The organism is Sphingobium sp. BYY-5, from assembly GCF_022758885.1.
Lineage (GTDB): Bacteria > Pseudomonadota > Alphaproteobacteria > Sphingomonadales > Sphingomonadaceae > Sphingobium.
On record NZ_JALEBH010000001.1, the window covers coordinates 1677510 to 1696387 of the forward strand.

General features: G+C 65.0%; 16 protein-coding genes and 1 riboswitch. Of the genes, 4 read left to right on the top strand and 12 right to left on the bottom strand.

What is annotated here, in order from left to right:
- Positions 1 to 23 precede the first annotated feature (23 nt).
- From MOK15_RS07985 to MOK15_RS08000, 4 genes are all read left to right on the top strand, one after another.
- Positions 24 to 302, top strand: coding sequence for an ETC complex I subunit (locus MOK15_RS07985; protein WP_242931114.1), 279 nt, complete (start codon positions 24 to 26; stop codon positions 300 to 302).
- Positions 303 to 422: 120 nt separating this feature from the next.
- Positions 423 to 668, top strand: a complete 246-nt coding sequence (locus MOK15_RS07990) for an acyl carrier protein (RefSeq protein ID WP_242931115.1) — start codon at positions 423 to 425, stop codon at positions 666 to 668.
- A gap of 111 nt (positions 669 to 779) precedes the next feature.
- On the top strand, positions 780 to 2012 hold the full coding sequence (locus MOK15_RS07995; RefSeq protein WP_242931116.1) for an aminotransferase class I/II-fold pyridoxal phosphate-dependent enzyme: 1233 nt from the start codon (positions 780 to 782) through the stop codon (positions 2010 to 2012).
- A gap of 119 nt (positions 2013 to 2131) precedes the next feature.
- A complete protein-coding gene (locus tag MOK15_RS08000; protein ID WP_242931117.1) occupies positions 2132 to 4123 on the top strand; it encodes an ATP-binding protein in 1992 nt (663 codons plus the stop codon).
- On the opposite strand, the gene MOK15_RS08005 is transcribed toward MOK15_RS08000, so the two are convergent.
- From MOK15_RS08005 to MOK15_RS08060, 12 genes are all read right to left on the bottom strand, one after another.
- Positions 4080 to 4958 carry a hypothetical protein gene (locus tag MOK15_RS08005; RefSeq protein ID WP_242931118.1) on the bottom strand — a complete coding sequence of 293 codons (879 nt, stop codon included), beginning with the start codon at positions 4956 to 4958 and terminating at the stop codon, positions 4080 to 4082. The genes MOK15_RS08000 and MOK15_RS08005 overlap by 44 nt on opposite strands.
- Positions 4959 to 5061: 103 nt before the next feature.
- Complete coding sequence (locus MOK15_RS08010; protein ID WP_242931119.1) at positions 5062 to 5706, bottom strand: DUF938 domain-containing protein; 645 nt, start codon at positions 5704 to 5706, stop codon at positions 5062 to 5064.
- Positions 5703 to 7277: an aminomethyl-transferring glycine dehydrogenase subunit GcvPB gene (gcvPB, locus tag MOK15_RS08015; RefSeq protein ID WP_242931120.1), complete on the bottom strand. Its 1575-nt coding sequence runs from the start codon at positions 7275 to 7277 to the stop codon at positions 5703 to 5705. The genes MOK15_RS08010 and gcvPB overlap by 4 nt, the downstream gene beginning before the upstream one ends.
- Positions 7278 to 7395: 118 nt before the next feature.
- Complete coding sequence (gene gcvPA / locus MOK15_RS08020) at positions 7396 to 8754, bottom strand: aminomethyl-transferring glycine dehydrogenase subunit GcvPA (RefSeq protein ID WP_242931121.1); 1359 nt, start codon at positions 8752 to 8754, stop codon at positions 7396 to 7398.
- A gap of 153 nt (positions 8755 to 8907) precedes the next feature.
- Positions 8908 to 9279, bottom strand: coding sequence for a glycine cleavage system protein GcvH (gene gcvH / locus MOK15_RS08025; protein ID WP_242931122.1), 372 nt, complete (start codon positions 9277 to 9279; stop codon positions 8908 to 8910).
- A gap of 63 nt (positions 9280 to 9342) precedes the next feature.
- Positions 9343 to 10494: a glycine cleavage system aminomethyltransferase GcvT gene (gene gcvT, locus MOK15_RS08030; RefSeq protein ID WP_242931123.1), complete on the bottom strand. Its 1152-nt coding sequence runs from the start codon at positions 10492 to 10494 to the stop codon at positions 9343 to 9345.
- Positions 10495 to 10670: 176 nt separating this feature from the next.
- Positions 10671 to 10770, bottom strand: a riboswitch (glycine riboswitch).
- Positions 10771 to 10848: 78 nt separating this feature from the next.
- The gene (locus MOK15_RS08035; protein WP_242931124.1) at positions 10849 to 12006 is read right to left on the bottom strand and encodes a deoxyguanosinetriphosphate triphosphohydrolase; all 1158 of its coding nucleotides are present in this window, start codon (positions 12004 to 12006) and stop codon (positions 10849 to 10851) included.
- Between the two features lie 11 nt (positions 12007 to 12017).
- A complete protein-coding gene (locus tag MOK15_RS08040) occupies positions 12018 to 13784 on the bottom strand; it encodes a tetratricopeptide repeat protein (protein ID WP_242932684.1) in 1767 nt (588 codons plus the stop codon).
- Between the two features lie 222 nt (positions 13785 to 14006).
- Positions 14007 to 15431, bottom strand: coding sequence for a cell division protein FtsZ (ftsZ, locus tag MOK15_RS08045; RefSeq protein WP_242931125.1), 1425 nt, complete (start codon positions 15429 to 15431; stop codon positions 14007 to 14009).
- A gap of 107 nt (positions 15432 to 15538) precedes the next feature.
- Positions 15539 to 16825: a cell division protein FtsA gene (ftsA, locus tag MOK15_RS08050; RefSeq protein ID WP_242931126.1), complete on the bottom strand. Its 1287-nt coding sequence runs from the start codon at positions 16823 to 16825 to the stop codon at positions 15539 to 15541.
- Positions 16826 to 16829: 4 nt separating this feature from the next.
- Positions 16830 to 17795: a cell division protein FtsQ/DivIB gene (locus MOK15_RS08055; RefSeq protein ID WP_242931127.1), complete on the bottom strand. Its 966-nt coding sequence runs from the start codon at positions 17793 to 17795 to the stop codon at positions 16830 to 16832.
- The gene (locus tag MOK15_RS08060) at positions 17788 to 18753 is read right to left on the bottom strand and encodes a D-alanine--D-alanine ligase (RefSeq protein ID WP_242931128.1); all 966 of its coding nucleotides are present in this window, start codon (positions 18751 to 18753) and stop codon (positions 17788 to 17790) included. Before MOK15_RS08060 ends, MOK15_RS08055 begins: the two co-directional genes overlap by 8 nt.
- Positions 18754 to 18878: the final 125 nt, after the last annotated feature.

Consider the following 18878-nt stretch of genomic DNA (forward strand, 5'->3'; position numbering starts at 1 on the left):
CGATTTACCGGAGTCCTATCGCGATGAGCGCGCGCATTTACCAGATCCAGAAGAACGCCCTCCAGTCCGGCAAGGCGCTGACCCACAAATGGGTGCTGGAATATGCGCCAGCCGAGGCGAAGAAGCCCGACCCGCTGACCGGCTGGGCCGGTTCGGGCGACACGCAGCAGCAGTTGAAGCTGAGCTTCCCGTCGCAGGAAAGCGCGGTTGCCTATGCGGAAAAGAAGGGCGTCGCCTATACCGTCATCACGACGCCCCCCAAAACGCTGAAATTGCAGGCCTACGCCGACAATTTCCGCTGATCGGCCCAAATTTCGCGTACATATTCGGGCGCGATGCTGCCCGATTGACGCCTTATTCACTTGCCAAAGAGCAGGTCGAGGCGGCACATGCCGCGCTTTGACGGAAAGATTTTCACGATAATGACGGATCGCACCGAGATTTTCGACATCGTTGCGGCGCAGATCGCCCCCTTCAACAAGAAGGGCGTCGAGCTGTCCGAGGCCACCACCTTCGCAGGCGACCTGGAATGGGACAGCCTGACGGTGATGGACTTCGTCGCGGCCATCGAGGATGAGTTCGACATCATCATCACCATGAACATGCAGGCCGAGATCGAGACGGTCGGCCAGTTGGTGGACGCGGTCGCGAAGCTGAAGGCCGCCTGATTTAGATTTTTGCCGTTCGTCCTGAGCGAAGGCGAAGCAAGGAGCCTCGGCTTCGCTCAGCAACGCCCTTCGACTTCGCTCAGCCCGAACGGTTAAGGGACTTTGGATATTATGACCGACGCCGCCATCGCCACCGAAACCCGCGACCTCTTCTCCAAGTTCGATCCGCTGATCGCCGAGCGCGAGGCGCTGTTGGCGACGGGCGTGCGGGATCCCTATGCGATCGTGATGGATGAGGTGCTCTCGCCCACCCGCGCGATCATCAAGGGCAAGGAAACCATCCTGCTCGGCACCTATAATTATATGGGCATGACCTTCGACCCGGATGTGGTCGCGGCGGGCAAGAAGGCGCTGGACGAGTTCGGCGCGGGCACCACCGGCAGCCGCGTCCTCAACGGCACCTATCAGGGCCACAAGGAAGTCGAGGATGCGCTCAAGGAATTTTACGGCACCAGCGGCGCCATGGTCTTCTCGACCGGCTATCAGGCGAATCTCGGCATCATCTCCACCCTCGCGGGCAAGGGCGACTATGTCGTGCTGGATGCCGACAGCCATGCGTCCATCTATGACGGTTGCGGCCTGGGCAATGCGGAGATCGTCCGCTTCCGCCACAACAGCGTCGAGGATCTGGACAAGCGCCTGGGCCGCCTGCCCGCCGACGCGCTGAAGCTGGTGGTGCTGGAAGGCGTCTATTCGATGCTGGGCGACGTCGCACCCCTGCCCGAAATGGTCGCCGCGATCCGCAAGCATCCCAACTGCATGATCCTGTGCGACGAAGCCCATGGCATGGGCTTTTTCGGTCCCAATGGCCGGGGCGCCTATGAGGAACAGGGCGTCGAGGGCGAGATCGATTTCGTGGTCGGCACCTTCTCCAAGTCGGTCGGCACGGTAGGTGGCTTCTGCGTGTCGAACCATCCCAAGTTCGAAATCCTGCGCCTCGTGTGCCGTCCTTATGTCTTCACCGCGTCGCTGCCCCCCAGCGTCGTCGCCACCGCCGCGACCAGCATCCGCAAGCTGATGCACGCAGGCGAAAAGCGCGCACATCTGTGGAAGAACAGCCAGCGGCTGCACAAGGGCCTCAGCGACCTCGGCTTCAAGCTGGGCAGCGAAACGCCGCAGTCGGCGATCATCGCGGTCATCCTGACCGACCAGACGCAGGCGGTGGCGATGTGGCAGACGCTGCTGGAACTGGGCCTGTACGTCAACATGGCGCGCCCGCCGGCCACCCCGGCCGGCACCTTCCTGCTGCGCTGCTCGCTCTGCGCCGAACATAGCGACGAACAGGTCGGCCAGATCATCGCCATGTTCGAAGCGGCGGGCAAGGCAACCGGTGCGATCGGCTGACCCGTTCACACACCGAGAACGGCCGATCGAGCCTTAACTACGATGGAATGTTGCAGCCACATGGAACTTTCAGTCTGCGATATTCCGCCGTTAATCCTGTTCGTCTAGTGTAGCGCTCAATGGCCGAGGGCGAATTTCAAGATGATCTGAGCAGAGGCTGGCGCACCGTCGCCCGGCGCGCCCTGCCGCTGCTGCTCGTCGCCCTGCTGATCGGGTCGCTGGGCGCGCTGCTCTACACCGCCAGCAACGCCACGCGCGATCATCAGCGCGCGCTTGCCGAACAACAGCGCAGCTTCGAGATTATCACGCTGGCCCGCGGGTTCGAAGCACGCACCGCCCGCGCCGAAGTGACGTTGGCCCGCTATGTCATCAGCCTGGACCCCGACACCGGCCGCCTGTTCCAGGATCAGTGGCGCGGCGCCGCCAGCCAGCTCAAGGCGCTGCATTACGCCACGCGCGGATCACGCTGGCAGCGCGGCAATGTCGAGGCGCTGCAATATGCCTTCGCCCAGCGCGGCAACACGCTGAACGAAATCGGGCTGCGCACCACCTATGACCAGAAGATGGGGGCGCTGGCGCGGTTCCACCAGGCCGGCAAGAGCCAGGACCTGCGCCGCATCACTGCCCTGCTCGACCTGGTCATCAACGCGGAAAATGCGCGGCTGCGCGAACGCAGCCTGGCGGTGACGATCGCCGGCGACCGCAGCGAATGGGTCGGCAAGACGTCGCGGCTGCTGGGCCTGGCCATGCTGGTCTGCATCCTCTTTGCCGCCTGGTTCGCCAATGTCGCCTATGGCGAACGGCGCAAGGCCCGGCGACAGGCGGAGGCCGAGACCGAGCGCGCCGACAGGCTGGAGGATGCTGTTCGCGCCCGTACCGCCGAATTGTCCGACGCCTATGAGCAGTTGAAGCGCGAATCGACCGAGCGCGCGGCGGCAGAGGATAATCTGCGCCAGATGCAGAAGATGGACGCGGTGGGCCAGTTGACCGGCGGCATCGCCCATGACTTCAACAATATGCTGGCCGTCGTCGTCGGCGGGCTGGAACTGGCCAAGCGCAAATTGCGGCTGAAGCCGGAGGAAGCGACCCGCCATCTCGACAATGCGATGGAGGGCGCCAATCGCGCCGCTGCACTGACCCGGCGGCTGCTCGCCTTTGCCCGGTCCGAACCGCTGCTGCCCAGCGCCGTCGACCCCGATGCGCTGTTGTCGGGCATGGCCGACCTGATCGACCGCACGATCGGCGACCAGATCATCGTCTCCTTTGCTCACCAGGCGCAGGGCTGGCGCATTTTCGTCGATCAGCATCAGATGGAAAACGCGATCCTGAACCTGTGCGTCAACGCCCGCGACGCCATGGAGGGACGGGGCAAGCTGACTCTGTCGACCGGCCGTGCGACGCTCAAGGCAGGAGAGATCGGGGAATGCACGGCGGGCGATTATATCGTGCTGACCGTGAGTGACGATGGTTGCGGCATGACGCCCGAAGTTCTGGCGCGCGTGTTCGAACCCTTCTTCACCACAAAGCCGGTCGGCAAGGGCACGGGCCTGGGCCTCAGCCAGATTTTCGGTTTCGTGCGACAGAGCGCGGGCGAGGTGCGGATCGAATCCGAACCGGGCCAGGGCAGCAGCGTGCATCTCTACCTCCCGCGCTCGACCAGGGCAGTGGACGAGACCGAAGCTGATGCGGGCGACTTTGCGCGCGCGCCGGTACAGCATCCGCCCACGCGCATCCTGGTGGTGGAGGATGATCCCCGCGTGCTGAACCAGACGATGGCCGCGCTCAGCGAGCTTGGCCATCTGCCGGTGGCGTGCGAGCATCCGTCGAAGGCAGCCCGACTACTCGCGAACAATGCTGACATCGGCCTTATCATGAGCGACGTGCTGATGCCCGACATGACCGGGCCGGAAATGATTAACAGCCTGCCGCCCCGTTTCCACCATCTGCCGGTGCTGTTCGTCACTGGCTATGCCGGCGACAGCGGCACCCGCGCCGATTTCAAGGGGCATGTGGTGCTCCGCAAGCCATATACGCTGGCGGCATTGGGCCAGACGCTGGCTCAGGCGCTCAACGGATCGCACCACCCCGGAACAGCCGCGGCAGCAGAGTGATCGCGCCGAGCAGCGGCCAGCGCCGCTGCCATGGCTTGATCTCGATCGCGGTGCCGGCGTGGCGATTAATCTTCCAGGCGAGATAGTCGATGCCGCCGGCATAGGTGAAACTGGCCTTGGCCAGGCGGAACAGCGACAAACGCTTGCCGCGCCCTTGCAGACGGCGCCAATGGACGGCCGCATCCGGCGGCGAAGGGGGCAACCCATCGGCCAGCGCGGCCTCGCCGAAACGGCGATAGCGATCGGGATCGGCATCGACGATCGAGAGCGAGCGGCCCTTCTTCTCCGCACGCAATTCGGCATTGTAGGTCAGGGTGAAACCGATCTTCCACAAGGAAAGCGCATCGTCCTGCCCCTCCGCCATAGGCCGGGCGAGCGAGAGCAGGGTCGGCGCGGCCTGCGCCACGGCGGCGATGGCGCGCTGGCGGGCGGGATCGTCGGCGGCCCAGAGCAGGCGTGACGGCTGGGCGAAGCGCGCCCAGACCGAGACATTATCGGCGACAGGGCTGTTGAGCCGGGCGAAGTCGGCTTCGGACAGGACCGCATATTTGGCGATCAGGCCCTGATGCTCGAAGGGGAAAACATTGGGCGGGATCAGGCGGTTGGCGCGGGTCAGCCAGCTTTTGCCATAAGCGGACGGATAGTCCGAGACGATCAGGTAGAAATCCAGCATCAACCCGTCGAGATTTTTCTCCCGCAGGCAGGAGCCGTAGAAGAGCACGGCGCGGGCGGCATCTGGATATTTCGCCGCCAGCGCGCCGGCCATGGCAACGGCGCGCGGGTCGGCGGTCGCGGTCAGTTCGGCGGTGACGAGAGGGAGAAGATGGTTGGGCATGGCACCATTATATAGGACGTGCTCCTGCGAAAGCAGGAGCCTAGGGTGTCAGGTCACTCCCCTTCGCCCTAGGCTCCTGCTTTCGCAGGAGCACGTTGCTCTTTCAATCCCGACGACGGAAGATAAGCGACAGATTGTTCGCGGGCATCTCCACCAGCCGGTCGAACGCCAGCCCCTGCGCATCCGCCGCCGCGATCACATCCTCAAGTCGCCGTAAGCCCCAATGCGGATCACGCGCCTTGAGCGAGGCGTCGAAGGCAAGATTGCCGGGCGCGGTCGCCACGCCTTCGCGCAGATAGGGACCATAGAGATAGAGCAGGCCGCCGGGCGGCAGCGCCTCCCCCGCCCCCTTCAGCAGGCCCTGCGTTGCACCCCATGGACTGATATGGACCATGTTGATGCAAAGGATCGCATCGGCCCGCGCGATCGGCCAGTCGCTTGCGGCATCCAGCAGGCGCGGCGCACGGAGATTGGGAAGGTTCGCTTCGGCACGCCACGCTTCGATCGACGCCAGCGCCGCCGGATCGGGATCGGTCGGTTGCCAGGAGAGATCGGCAAAAGCGTCAGCGAACCGTACAGCATGTTCGCCGCTGCCGCTCGCCACCTCCAGCACCAGGCCGAAGGGGGGCAGTTCGTCCCGCAGGACGGCCACAATGGCGTCGCCGTTGCGCTGCGTCGCGGGGGCGAAACGCTTGCCCGCGATAGCAGGGCCGGAACCCGCTTGCCAGGGTTCCGGCCTGTCCGTCATTCGGCCGCTGCCGCCAGGTCCGGCTCGGTCCAGGCGAGGACCGGCTTGCGCGCGGCCAGCGTCTCGTCGAGGCGGCGCCGCGGGGCGAAATAGGGCGCGCCCTTGAGCGCCTCGTCCCCTGCCTTGGCGCGTCCGGCCAGGCTGCGCAGCGCCAGGATGAACTGGTCGAGCGCGGTCTTGCTTTCCGTTTCGGTCGGTTCGACCAGCATCGCGCCATGGACGACCAGCGGGAAATACATGGTCATCGGGTGGAAGCCTTCGTCGATCAGCCCCTTGGCAATGTCGAGCGTGGTGAAGCCTTCGGCCAGCCCCTTATCGCTGAACAAGGCCTCATGCATACAGGGGCCGCTATGGCCGAAGGGCGCATCCAGCACATCGTCCAGGCTGCGCAGGATATAGTTGGCGTTGAGCACCGCGTCTTCCGCCACCTGGCGCAAGCCGTCCGCGCCGTGGCTGAGAATATAGGTCAACGCACGGGTGAACATGCCCATCTGGCCGTGGAAAGCCGACATGCGACCGAAGCTGTTCGGCATTTCCTCACCGACATTATCCTCCTCGATCAGGTGGATCGTGCCGTCGGCCATGCGCGCCGTGTAGGGCAGCGGGCCGAAGGGAGCGAGCGCTTCGGACAACACCACCGGACCGGAACCGGGACCACCGCCGCCATGGGGAGTGGAGAAGGTCTTGTGCAGGTTGATGTGCATCGCATCGACGCCCAGGTCGCCGGGGCGGACCCGGCCGACGATGGCGTTGAAGTTCGCACCGTCGCAATAGACGAAGGCCCCGGCGGCATGGACCGCATCGGAAATCTTCTTCATGTCGCGCTCGAACAGGCCGCAGGTGTTCGGGTTGGTGATCATCACCGCCGCGACATCCGGCCCCAGGCGTGCCTTGAGCGCCTCCAGGTCGACGCGGCCGTCCGGGGTGGCCGGGATATCCTCCACCTTATAGCCGCAGAAAGCAGCGGTGGCGGGATTGGTGCCATGCGCGCTTTCGGGGACCAGGACGACGCTGCGCGCGTCGCCGCGCGCTTCCAACGCGGCGCGAATGCAGAGCAGGCCGCACAATTCACCATGGGCGCCCGCCTTGGGCGTCATGGCGACGCCATACATGCCCGTCAGGTCGATCAGCCAGAAGGCGAGTTCATTGATGACGCCAAGCGCGCCCTGCACCGTCGATTGCGGTTGAAGGGGGTGAATGTCCGCGAAACCCGGCATCCGCGCAACCTTTTCATTGAGGCGCGGATTATGCTTCATCGTGCAGGAGCCGAGCGGGAACAGACCCAGGTCGATGGCGTAGTTCTGGCGGCTGAGGCGCGTATAATGGCGCACCGTTTCCTGCTCCGACAGGCCGGGCAGGCCGATGCTGTCGGCGCGGGCGAGGCTGCCGAGACGACCGGCGACCTTCGGCGCATCGGCGAAATCGACGCCGGTGGTGTGGCAAGAGCCGATCTCGAAGATCAGCGCTTCCTCCAGCATCAGCGCACGATTGCCCGTGGCGGTTGCGGGGAAGCTGTCCGCTTCGTTGATCGCTTGCGGCGCGGTGGGGCGGCCTTCCTTGAGCATGGTCATTATGCGTCGCCTTCCACAAGCATTTCGTGTTCCTGCGAAAGCAGGAACCCAGGGTTGGTGCAGAGCTTGGTCGCCCTAGGCTCCTGCTTCCGCAGGAGCACAAGATGGAGGAAATGCATCATGCCAGTTCCTCCTCAAGCGCCTTGGCGAAGGTTTCGATATCCTCCGGCGTGACCGTTTCCGTGACGGCGACGACCAGCCCGTGGCCGATCGCCGGCGCGTCCGGGAACAGGCGGCCGAGCGACACGCCGCCCAGCACGCCCCTGTCGGCGAGATTGCGGACGACGTCGCGCGCATCCTTCGTCAGGATCAGCGTAAATTCGTTGAAGAAGCTGTCGTTGAGCAGCGTGACGCCCGGCACCTTGGCAAGGCGATCCGCCGCCTGGACCGCGAACCCATGATTGAGCGCGGCCAGCTCACGCAGGCCCTTCTCCCCCAACAGCGTCATGTGGATGCTGAACGCCAGCGCGCAGAGACCGGAGTTGGTACAGATGTTCGAGGTCGCCTTTTCGCGGCGAATATGCTGCTCGCGGGTCGAAAGGGTCAGCACGAAACCGCGCTTGCCTGCTGCGTCCACCGTCTCGCCGCAGAGGCGGCCCGGCATCTGACGGACATATTTCTGCTTGCACGCGAAAAGGCCGAGATAAGGCCCACCGAACTGGAGGCCGACGCCGATCGACTGGCCTTCGCCCACGACGATGTCCGCGCCCATATCGCCCGGCGCCTTTATCGCACCCAGGGCAACCGGTTCCGTCACCACCGCGACCAGCAGCGCGCCGGCGGCATGGGCGGCTTCGGCGAGCGGGGTCAGGTCGGCGATGCGGCCGAGAATGTCGGGATATTGGACGACAACGCAGCTTGTGTCCTTGTCGATGCCCGCAATCAGCGCGTCGATATCCGTCGCGGCGTCGAGCGTCGGGGCTTCATGCACCAGCGCATCGCCGGTGAACTTCGCCATGGTCTTCGCGACCGAAACATAATGGGGGTGCAGGCCGGAGGACAGGATCGCCTTGCCACGCTTGGTGATGCGCCGCGCCATGCCGATCGCTTCCCAGCAGGCGGTCGAACCGTCATACATGGAGGCGTTGGCGACGTCGCAGCCGAGCAGGCGGGCGACCTGGCTCTGGAATTCGAACAGCACCTGCAACGTGCCCTGCGCGATTTCCGGCTGATAGGGCGTATAGGCGGTCAGGAACTCGCCGCGCTGGATCAGATGATCGACGCTGGCGGGGACATGATGCTTGTAGGCACCAGCGCCCAGGAAGAAGGGCGCCTCCCCCGCCGACAGGTTTTTCCGCGCCAGCGCCGCCATATGGCGCTCGACCGCCAGTTCACTGGCATGATCGGGCAGGCCCGCGATCGTGCCGGAAAGCCGGGCTTCAGCGGGAACGTCCACGAACAGGTCATCGACGCTCGACGCGCCGATGACGGACAGCATCTCCTGCCGGTCGGTGTCGGTAAGGGGTAGGTAGCGCATTTCACATGTCTCCCCCCTCCCTTGAAGGGAGGGGTCGGGGGGTGGGTGCGATTGCGCAGCAATCGCCGGCAACGCTTGAGGTTGGGTAGCAAGGCTCGCTTCGCTCGCCACCCACCCCAACCCCTCCCTTGAAAGGGAGGGGCTATTGTTGGATCAGAGCGCCGCCACGAACTTCTTGTAGGCGGCTTCGGTCATCAGGCCTTCCAGCTCGGATGCATCGGCGATGCGCAGCTTGAAGAACCAGCCATCTTCCTCCGCATCGCTGTTCACCAGCGCAGGCTCATCCTCCAGCGCGCTGTTGGATTCGACCACTTCGCCGGAAATCGGTGCGTAAACGTCGGAAGCGGCCTTGACCGACTCCACGACCGCGGCGTCGTCGCCCTTTTCGAAATTGGTCCCTTCGGCGGGCAGTTCGACGAACACGATGTCGCCCAACTGTTCCTGCGCATAGTCGGTGATGCCGACGGTGGCGATTTCGCCCTCGACATCGATCCATTCATGTTCGTCGGTGAAATAACGGCTCATGATGATACTCCCCGGAATGATTTGCTTGAAAATCATGACCGACAAAAGGTCGGAAAGAAAAACTCAGGCCTTGCGGCGGTAACGGTGCGGCACGAACGGCATCGGCGCCACGGTGGCGGCGATGCGCTTGCCGCGCACTTCTATTTCAAGCGCAGTGTCGACGGCGGCATGGGGCAGGCTGACCCAGCCCATGGCGATCGGCGCGCCCACGGTCGGTGCAAAGCCGCCGGATGTGACTTCGCCCACCTGGCTTGCGCCGGCATAGATGGTCGCGCCTTCGCGGGCGGGCAGACGGCCCTCGATCTTGAGGCCCACGCGCCTGGCAGCAGGACCATCGGCCAATTCCTTCATCACGCGGACATGGCCGATGAAACCACCCTCTTCGCGGCGGCGCTTCTGGATGGCGAAACCCAGGTCCGCGCCGATGGTGCTGACGGCGGGCGTCAGATCATGGCCGTAGAGCGGCAGCCCCGCTTCCAGACGCAGCGAGTCCCGCGCGCCAAGGCCGATGGGCTTCACCTGCGGCAAGGCGCACAGCGCATCGGCCAGCAGCACCACATCCTCGGCAGGAACGCTGATTTCGAAACCATCTTCGCCGGTATAGCCCGACCGACTGATCCACAGTGACACCCCGCGCCAGGTGAACGGGCCGGACTGCATGAAGAGAAGGTCGGCGGTTTCAGGGATCAGGCTGGCCAGCGCCTCACCGGCCTCCGGCCCCTGGAGGGCGAGCAGCGCCTGCTCGTCCATGTGATTCATCACGACCTCATCGGGCAGATGCTCGATCATCCAGCCCATATCGTCATATTTGGTCGCGCCGTTGACCACCATGTAGATGGCAGCGCCATCGAACGCGCCGTCTCCGGGGCGTGAGACCATCAGGTCGTCCAGGATGCCGCCCTCTTCGTCCAGCAGCATCGAATAGCGCTGGCGGAAGGGCTGCAATCCCTTGATGTCGCTGGGCAGCAGATGCTCCAGCGCCTCATCCACGCCTTCGCCGGAGAAGCTGATCTGCCCCATATGGCTGACATCGAACAGGCCCGCATGTTCGCGGGTCCAGCTATGTTCGGCCATGATGCCTTCATACTGGATCGGCATATGATAGCCGGCGAAACCGACCATGCGCGCACCTTTGGCGCGGTGCCAGGTGTCCAGCGGCAGATCCTGCAGCGGCAATTCTTCTTCGATATGGGCGATGTCGTCATTGCCGGACATTGGGGGCGGCCTTTCCGTGCAGGGTTATTGGCGACAAACGCACATGCCCGGAATCGGACCCGTTACGTCTGCCACCCCCTCTGTCACGGAACCTGAGAGCTTTGACCATCGGCCTTGCGGCCACATGGCTTACCCCTTCGGTGGGACGGAAACCCGTCCGCTTTCCAGAGTGCCTTGCGCGCGATGCGGTCCTTTGGCCTGAGAGATTCCGGGGCGGTTGCTCCTTCGGCGACGGGTCGGCCTCAAAGGCTTCCCATGCTCTCCCGCATCATGCCCGACGGACGAATCCGCCGGAGACATATGTGCATTGCGTCAAACGACGGGGCGCGTCAATGCGCTACAAACATCCTCCCCTTACAGGGAAGGAATAACCCCGAAAATCTCCGCATGGCGCTTTTCGGCGAAGCGGTCGGTCATGCCGGCGATGAAGTCGGCGATGTGACGGCTGCGGGTAGGCTCCGCCAGCGCGCAGTCGTCGCGCCATTCCGCGGACATCAACGCCGGATCGGCCTGATAGGCGCGGAACAGGTCGGTGACGATCACCCGCGCCCGATCGGCCGCCGCAAGCTGTTCGGGATGGTGGTAAAGGCTTGCATACATGAAGCGCTTGAGATCACGTTCCTGCGCCGCCAGGTCGGGCGAAAAAGCCACCAGGGTGCGACCGAGGGCGCGAACATCCTCGACCGTCTCGACGCCCGATTCAACGATGTCGCGGCGGCTGGCGGCGATCAGGTCATTGGCCATGACGCCGATCTGCTCGCGCACCAGTTCGCGCAGCAAGCGGTCCTGTGGCACATCGGGATAGCGGGCGCGCACCCGGTCCCAGCAGGTCGCCACGAACGGCACCTCCAGCAACTGCTCCAGCGTCAGCAGCCCGGCGCGCAGGCCATCGTCGATATCGTGATTGTCATAGGCGATGTCGTCGGAAATCGCCGCGAGCTGCGCCTCCAGCGAGGCATGGCTCGTCAGGTCGAGCGGATAGAGCGCATCCAGTTCGCGCATCGCCCAGCCGGGTCGGTCGATCGGGCCATTATGCTTGGCCAGCCCCTCCAGCATCTCCCAACTCAGGTTCAGCCCCCGGAAGCGCGGATAAGGGCTTTCCAGCAGCATCAGCGTGCGCAGCGTATGAGCGTTGTGATCGAAGCCGCCATGATCGTCGAGCGCGGCCTCCAGCGCATCCTCCCCCGCATGGCCGAAGGGCGGATGGCCGATGTCATGGGCAAGGCAAAGCGCTTCGGTCAGGTCTTCGTTGAGGCCCAGCGTGCGCGCGGTGGTGCGGCCGATCTGCGCGACTTCCAGGCTGTGGGTCAGGCGGACGCGGAAATGATCGCCGTCGGGCGAGACGAACACCTGCGTCTTGTGACGCAGGCGGCGGAAGGCGATCGAATGGATGATGCGGTCGCGATCACGCTGGAAGATGTCGCGCGGCCCACGCATTTCGCCGTGCGGCTCCGCATGGAGGCGGCCGCGGCTGTTCGCCGGATGGCAGGCATAGGATGCAAGGATCGTCATGGGACGCCCTCCTACTCGCCCGCCAGCTTCTCGACCACTTCCCCCGCGCCGCTTTTCCAGGCGAACACGTCCGCGCCAGCGGCTTTCAGCTTGTCCTCCAGCTCCTTGGCGCGAGCGAAGCTGGCGAAGGGGCCGACAAGGAGGCGGTTGGTGCGGCCCCAACTCGCGCTCCAGGCATCCTGCGGGGCGAGGCTGCCATATTTCCTGCGTAGCCCCTTCATGGTGAAGTCCAGCGCGGACTTGCTCTGGCCCACGCCCACCTGCAACCAGTTGCGCGACGGATTGTCGGCCAGACGCTTCTTTTCCTCCGCCTCCTTTTTCGCCTTGGCATCAGCTTCCGCCTTGGCCTTGGCGACGGCTTCCTTCTTCGCCTTGTCCGCAGCAGCCTTTGCGGCGGCTTGACGCTCGGCACGACGCCGGGCCTGGAGCGCAGCGACCTCGTTCAGGTCAACGGCGGCGACGCTCGTCTGTCGCTCGGCAGCGGGCACATCGATCGCGCGGATGATGTCGGCCAGAGTGCGCGTCGCCTCCGGGTTGGGCTGCGGTGGCACCGGCGTAATCTGCTGGACGGTGGCCGGTTGCGATGCGGGAGACGATTGGGTCGGCGGTACAGGCGCCGGGGCGGATGCCTGTGCCAGCGTGATCGCATTGAGCTGCGACCCGGCATTGGTGGACGGCGGTGGCGGCGCAGGCCTGTCGATCGCGTCGAAGCCCGGCGCGGGCGGCCCCTGCACCGATGGGGACGATACGACGGGCGGGCGCGCAGGCGACGGAGCGGATACGGCGGGGGGCGTCGATGTCGGCGGAACGGTCTGAACCTGCGGCGATGCTGGGGGTGGCGTGGGCCGGGTCGTTTGCGCCAGCGCAACCTGCGGTTGGCGCGCGGTGGGCAAGGGCGGCCGTTGCGCGGATGTCGCCGCGCGCGCGGCGGCTAGCCCCTCGGTACGCGCAAGGCGGGCAGCGTCGCGACTTTGGCGGCGTTGTTCGGCGCGGCTGAGCGGTTTTGCCTGCTGCGGCGGGCCGGACGGCGCTGCCGCCACCACGGTCGGAACCGCGGTCGGCGGCGTCAGGCCGGGCGCCGGGGGCGTCGGCGTGATGGTAGCGATGGTCGTGCCGATTTGCGCCGGGAACTGACCAAAATGCACCGCCGCCGCCTTCTGCTGCGCGGTCAGATAGGGCATTTTCTGCATATAGGGCGTGATCGCAGCGGCAAGCTGCACCGGCATAGTCTGTTCGGCGACCTTCTTCGCATCGGCCTGCCGGTTGTTCATCGCATAGATGAACGCGCGATAGCGCCAGGCAGCCCGGTCGCTCTTGTAAAGCAGCGGCTCCAGAACCTTGTCCGCTGCCTGGATCTGGCCAGATATGCCCAGAGAAGCGGCATAGCGGCGGATCAGTTCGGGATCATCGGGCGTGCGCCGCAGCGCTGCTTGATAATCGCGCTGCGCCCCGGCCTGGTCGCCGGTCATGTCATGCGCCAGGCCGCGGTCAGCCAGGATAGTCGTGTCGGGATAACCCAGACGCGCCGCCTGATCGAACAGGCGCACGGCTTCGGTGGGATTTTGCAGCTTGAGCATCACCCGCGCCAACCCCGCCTTGATCCGGCCATTGCCGCTTTCGATCGCATCGGCGCGCGCGAAGAAACCGGCGGCGCCATGGGGATCGTCCAACGCAAGCGCCGCCTCCCCCGCCCCGATCAGGGCGGTGACGTCACGCGGATTGGCCGCCAGCCGAGACAGATTGCTGTTGAGGTCGGCGGCACCCAGCGGGCGCGTCATCTGGGCCTGATCGGTCTGGGCTTGGACGGTGCCGGCAAGGAGCAGACCGCCGACGGCGGAGGCGAGAATCCGGGGAAGAGATTTTATCACATTCCTGCCTTAACCGATCCGGCGTGAATGGGAAATTGACGCCATAAAAAAGCGCGTCAGGCCGCGCCGGACGGCCGATGACGCGCTCTTTGCATGGACGGCGCGCGGCACAGGAGCCGCGCGACCGGCCTCTTACTGATTGCTCTGACGATTGAGGAAACGCGGGATATCGACCCCCGGCGCGCCCTCATCCGGACCCGGCGCCTTTTCGCTGCCACGGGTCAGACCCGCCATCCGCTCAAACAGCGTGCCGCCGGTGGCGACGCGCGGCGCGGGTTCCGGCTGGGCCGGGGCGACGGGCACAGGCGCTTCGGCACTGTCAGCGCCCAGCACCAGTTCATCCTGATCCGGGTCTTCGTCCGAGAAGACGGCCGCAGGCTTGGACGGCGACAAGGGCGCTGGCGCGACGAGTTGTTCAACCGGCGCAGGCGCGGGCGCTTCGGGGACGTCCAGTTCCAGCATTTCCGGCTCAGGTGTCGGGGCGGGCTGTGGCGCAGGCGCCGCCGGCTTCGAAGCGGATTGCGGCACGGCGACGGCCGGGCGGCTGGCGAAGCTGAACGGCTGGGTCAGGGGCGCGGCATGATTGCCGACATCGCTGTCGATGCCCGTGGCGACCACGGACACGCGGATCTTGCCGTTCAGATTGTCGTTGAAGGCCGAACCCCAGATGATGTTCGCGTCCGGATCGACCAGTTCGCGGATATGGTTGGCGGCTTCGTCCACTTCCATCAGGCGCATGTCGTCCCCACCGACGATCGAGACGATCACGCCCTTCGCGCCGCGCATCGACACGCCGTCGAGCAGCGGGTTGGCGATCGCCTTTTCCGCCGCCTGGAGCGCACGGCCGTCGCCTTCCGCTTCGCCGGTGCCCATCATCGCCTTGCCCATTTCCCCCATCACCGAACGGACGTCGGCGAAATCGAGGTTGATGAGGCCCGGCATAATCATCAGGTCGGTGATGCTGCGCACGCCCTGCTGCAACACCTCGTCCGCCATCTGGAAGGCTTCCTTGAAGGTGGTGTTGGGATTGGCGATCAGGAAGAGATTCTGGTTCGGGATGACAATGAGGGTATCGACATGCTTCTGCAGTTCCTCAATGCCGCTCTCCGCCGACTTCATGCGGCGGCTGCCCTCGAAGGTGAAGGGCTTGGTCACGACGCCGACGGTCAGGATGCCGCGATCCCGCGCAGCCTTCGCGATGACGGGAGCCGCGCCGGTGCCGGTGCCGCCGCCCATGCCGGCGGTGATGAAACACATATGCGCGCCGTCGAGCGCCTGTTCCACCGAAACGATGGTTTCTTCGGCGGCCGCCTTCCCTATTTCGGGACGCGAGCCAGCGCCCAGGCCTTCGGTAATCTGCGGCCCAAGCTGGATGCGGCGCTCAGCCGGCGAGGAATTGAGCGCCTGTGCATCCGTGTTGGCCACGATGAAGTCGACACCCTCGACCGAGGCCGCGATCATGTTCGCGATGGCATTGCCGCCCGCGCCGCCGACACCGATCACCGCGATGCGCGGCTTCAGTTCGTCCACATGGGGCGGGCTGATCTCAATGCTCATAAATTCTGCTCCCTCAGCTTCCGGATCAGGAAGCAACATCGTCATATATTGTTAACACCAGAAAATAGGGGATTCACCAGCTATTTTCGTCTTCGCCATAATTCATCTCAATAGTTGGTCCGCATGGCGCGCATCATCCGTTGCCACCACAGGGGCGCACCGAGGCGATGCACGGTCTGCGGCGCAGGCGCCATGGTGCGGAGATCAACCGGGTTGGAAGCGCCGTAGAGCGCCAGTCCCGCCAATGTCGCGAAAGCCGGCCCACTATGCGCTTCGGGCATGGCGGACAAGCCCCTTGGCCGCCCGATCCGCACGGCTCGGCCCAAAGCGCCCTGCGCATAGTCGGCAATGCCCTTCATTTCCGCGCCACCGCCGGTCAGCACCACCTGACGGCCCGTGGGTGAGTTGAACCCCATGCCCGCGAGCGCGCCGTTGATTTCGGTCATGATCTGGTTGAGCCGTTCACAGATGACGCCTACCAGAGCGGCGCGAGTGATCTTGCCGCCTTCGGCATTGGGACCGGCGGCTTGCCCCGCCACGGCAATCTCGCCATGAGGCGATGCGATTTCGATCATCTCACGGAAATCGCGCGGATTTTGCATGGCGGAACCATAGAAGCATTTGATCCGTTCCGCTTGGCTGCGACGAATGCCAAAGGCGGACGCGATGTCGTCGGTAATGTCCGCGGCGCCGATCGGGATCGAATGAAGACCCACCAGCATCCCGCCCGCATAAAGCGACACATTGGTCACGCCCGCGCCCAGCTCCACCAGCGCGACGCCCAGGTCCCGTTCCTCTTCCGACAGGCAGGCAAGGCCGGTCGCGATCGGCGAAGCGACGATCGAATTGACGTTCAGATACGCACCGCGCACGCACAGGTCGAGATTGGCGAGCGGCGCGCCATCCGCCAGCACGACATGAATGTCGACGCCCAGCAGGTCGGCGTGCATCCCCAGCGGCTTCTTGACCGGCACCCTGCCGTTGATGGTGAAACAGGTCGGCTGGGCGTGGAGGACGATGCGGCCATCGGGGTCGATGCCCTGCTGCCCGGTAGTCAAGAGATCGTCGATATCGGCCTGCTCGACGCGATAGCCGCCCATGTCGCGCTCGACCGTGACGACATCGCTGACCAGGCTGCCACCGGAAAAGCTGACCCAGACATCCTCGATATTGGTGCCGGCGACGCGCTCGGCCTGCTCCACCGTCTCACGCACAGCCAGTTCGGTGCGCTCCATGTCGGCGATGAAGCCGCGGCGCACGCCCCGGCTCTCGCGCTGGCCTGTACCCAGGATCGCGAGTTCACCGGTGTCGGTGCGTCCCGCGATCAGCGCGGACACCTTCCAGGAGCCAATGTCGATCGCGGTAAAGAGCTTTTCGACCTTGGGCTGCGCCATGGATCTAGCCTTCCTCGCCTTCGGCCGGCGCCTTGGCGCCCAGCAGCTTGCCGGTCGCCGCCGCGTCCGTCGGCTTCTCCTCGACCCGACCCTGCGGCAGGCGCAGGACGAAGCGGTCGGGATCGCGCATGTCGAACTTGACGATGCCCCGGCCAAGCAGCCGGTTAACCCCGTCCATCCGCGCGAAATTCACCAGGGCGGAGGCCGACTCCTTGTCACCTTCCGGCAGAGAGAGCGTTTCCCCCGACTGAAAGCGCAGATCCCAGCGCCGGTTCCCGACCCAGGTCGCACCGGCGAGCATCGGCTTCAGGGCGGGCGCGTTCTCCATCAGCTTGTTGAGGCCGGCGGTCTGGAGGTTGGCGTTGGGACCGACGACCAGCGGAAGATCAGGCACGGCGTTGGCGGCGACCGATTGAAGCACCACGCCCTGTACGTCGATCAGGTGCAACTGGCCGTCATGCTGCCACACCGCGACCGGATCACGCTCGACAATGTCCACGACCAAAGTGTCGGGCAAACGGCGGGAAATGCGGGCGTCCTTGACCCAGCCCAGTTTCAGCATCTCTGTCCGGACCTTGGGCAGGTCGAGCGAGAGCATGGAGCGGTCCACCTGACCCAGCGCGATATTGTAGACGGACTGTTCGTCCATCCGCTCGACGCCGCGCACCTCGACCTTCTCGACCTCGAAACCGGCGCGGGCGGCGATGTCTGCCGCCTGCTGCCGGGCCATGCCGGGCAGGCCCATGAAGATGGCGATGGCGATGGCGACGCCGCCGACGATGGCAACGATGGCCCAGCTCGCCATGCGCTGGAGCGTGGCTTCGCTGACGGGGATCAGTTCGATCAGCCGGTCGACCCAGCTCTGGCGCTTGAGCGCACGGCCGCCCTTGGTCGACCTGCCTCCGCCCGCCTTGCCCCTGGGGCTGCTCAGTCGCGCGGTGCCGCCGCGCCGAATGCGTGCCTCAGCCATGTCCGCCCCCAGAAATTTCCTGGCCTTCGGCGCGGGTCAGCGCCTCCTCGACAATAGTCTCCACCAGCGTCGCATAGTCAATGCCCAGCTTGGCCGCCTGTTCGGGGACAAGGCTGAGCGGCGTCATGCCCGGCTGGGTATTCACCTCCAGCAGATAGAGACCTTCCACGCCCTGATTGTCGTCCCAGCGGAAATCGGAGCGTGATGCGCCTTTGCAACCCAGCAACTGGTGGGCGCGCAACGCGATCGCCTTGCACGCCTCGGTGATTTCGGGCGGGATGTTGGCGGGGCAGACATGCTCCGTCATGCCGTCGGTATATTTGGCGTCAAAATCGTAGAAGCCGCTTTTGGGGCGCAGTTCCGTCACGAGCAGCGCTTCGTCGCCCAGCACGGCGGTGGTGAGTTCCCGCCCGCGAATATAGGGTTCGGCGAGCAGCTCGGGAAATTCCTGCCACGGACCAACGACATCACGACCGATGGGCGAGCCATAATTGCCTTCGGCGGTGACGATGGCCACGCCGACCGAGCTGCCCTCATTCACCGGCTTCAACACATAGGGGCGCGGCAGCGGATCGCCTGCATAAAGGCTTTCGCTTTCCACGATATGGCCACCGGGCATCGGGATGCCATGGGGAACGAGCGCCTGCTTGGTGAGTTGCTTGTCGATCGCGATGACTGAGGTGGCGAGGCCCGAATGGGTATAGGTAAGACCCATCAGGTCCATCATGCCCTGCACCGTGCCGTCCTCTCCAGGGACGCCATGAAGCGCGTTGAACACGACATCGGCCCTGGTCTCCGCCAATCGCAGGGCGACGTTGCGATCCATGTCGATCCGCGTGACCCGATGCCCGCGCGATTCCAGCGCCTTGGCAACGCCCTCGCCCGAAGACAGCGACACCGGCCGCTCCGCCGACCAGCCGCCCATCAGAACAGCGACATGCCAGGGACCACGGGTCATGCGATATGCTCCAGAATATTATCCACCGTCATCCCAGCGAAGGCTGGGATCTCACTGCCTTTTGGCGCAGCGCATGAAGAAAAGAGAGAACCCAGCCTCCGCTGGGATGACGGGGTGAAAGGAGG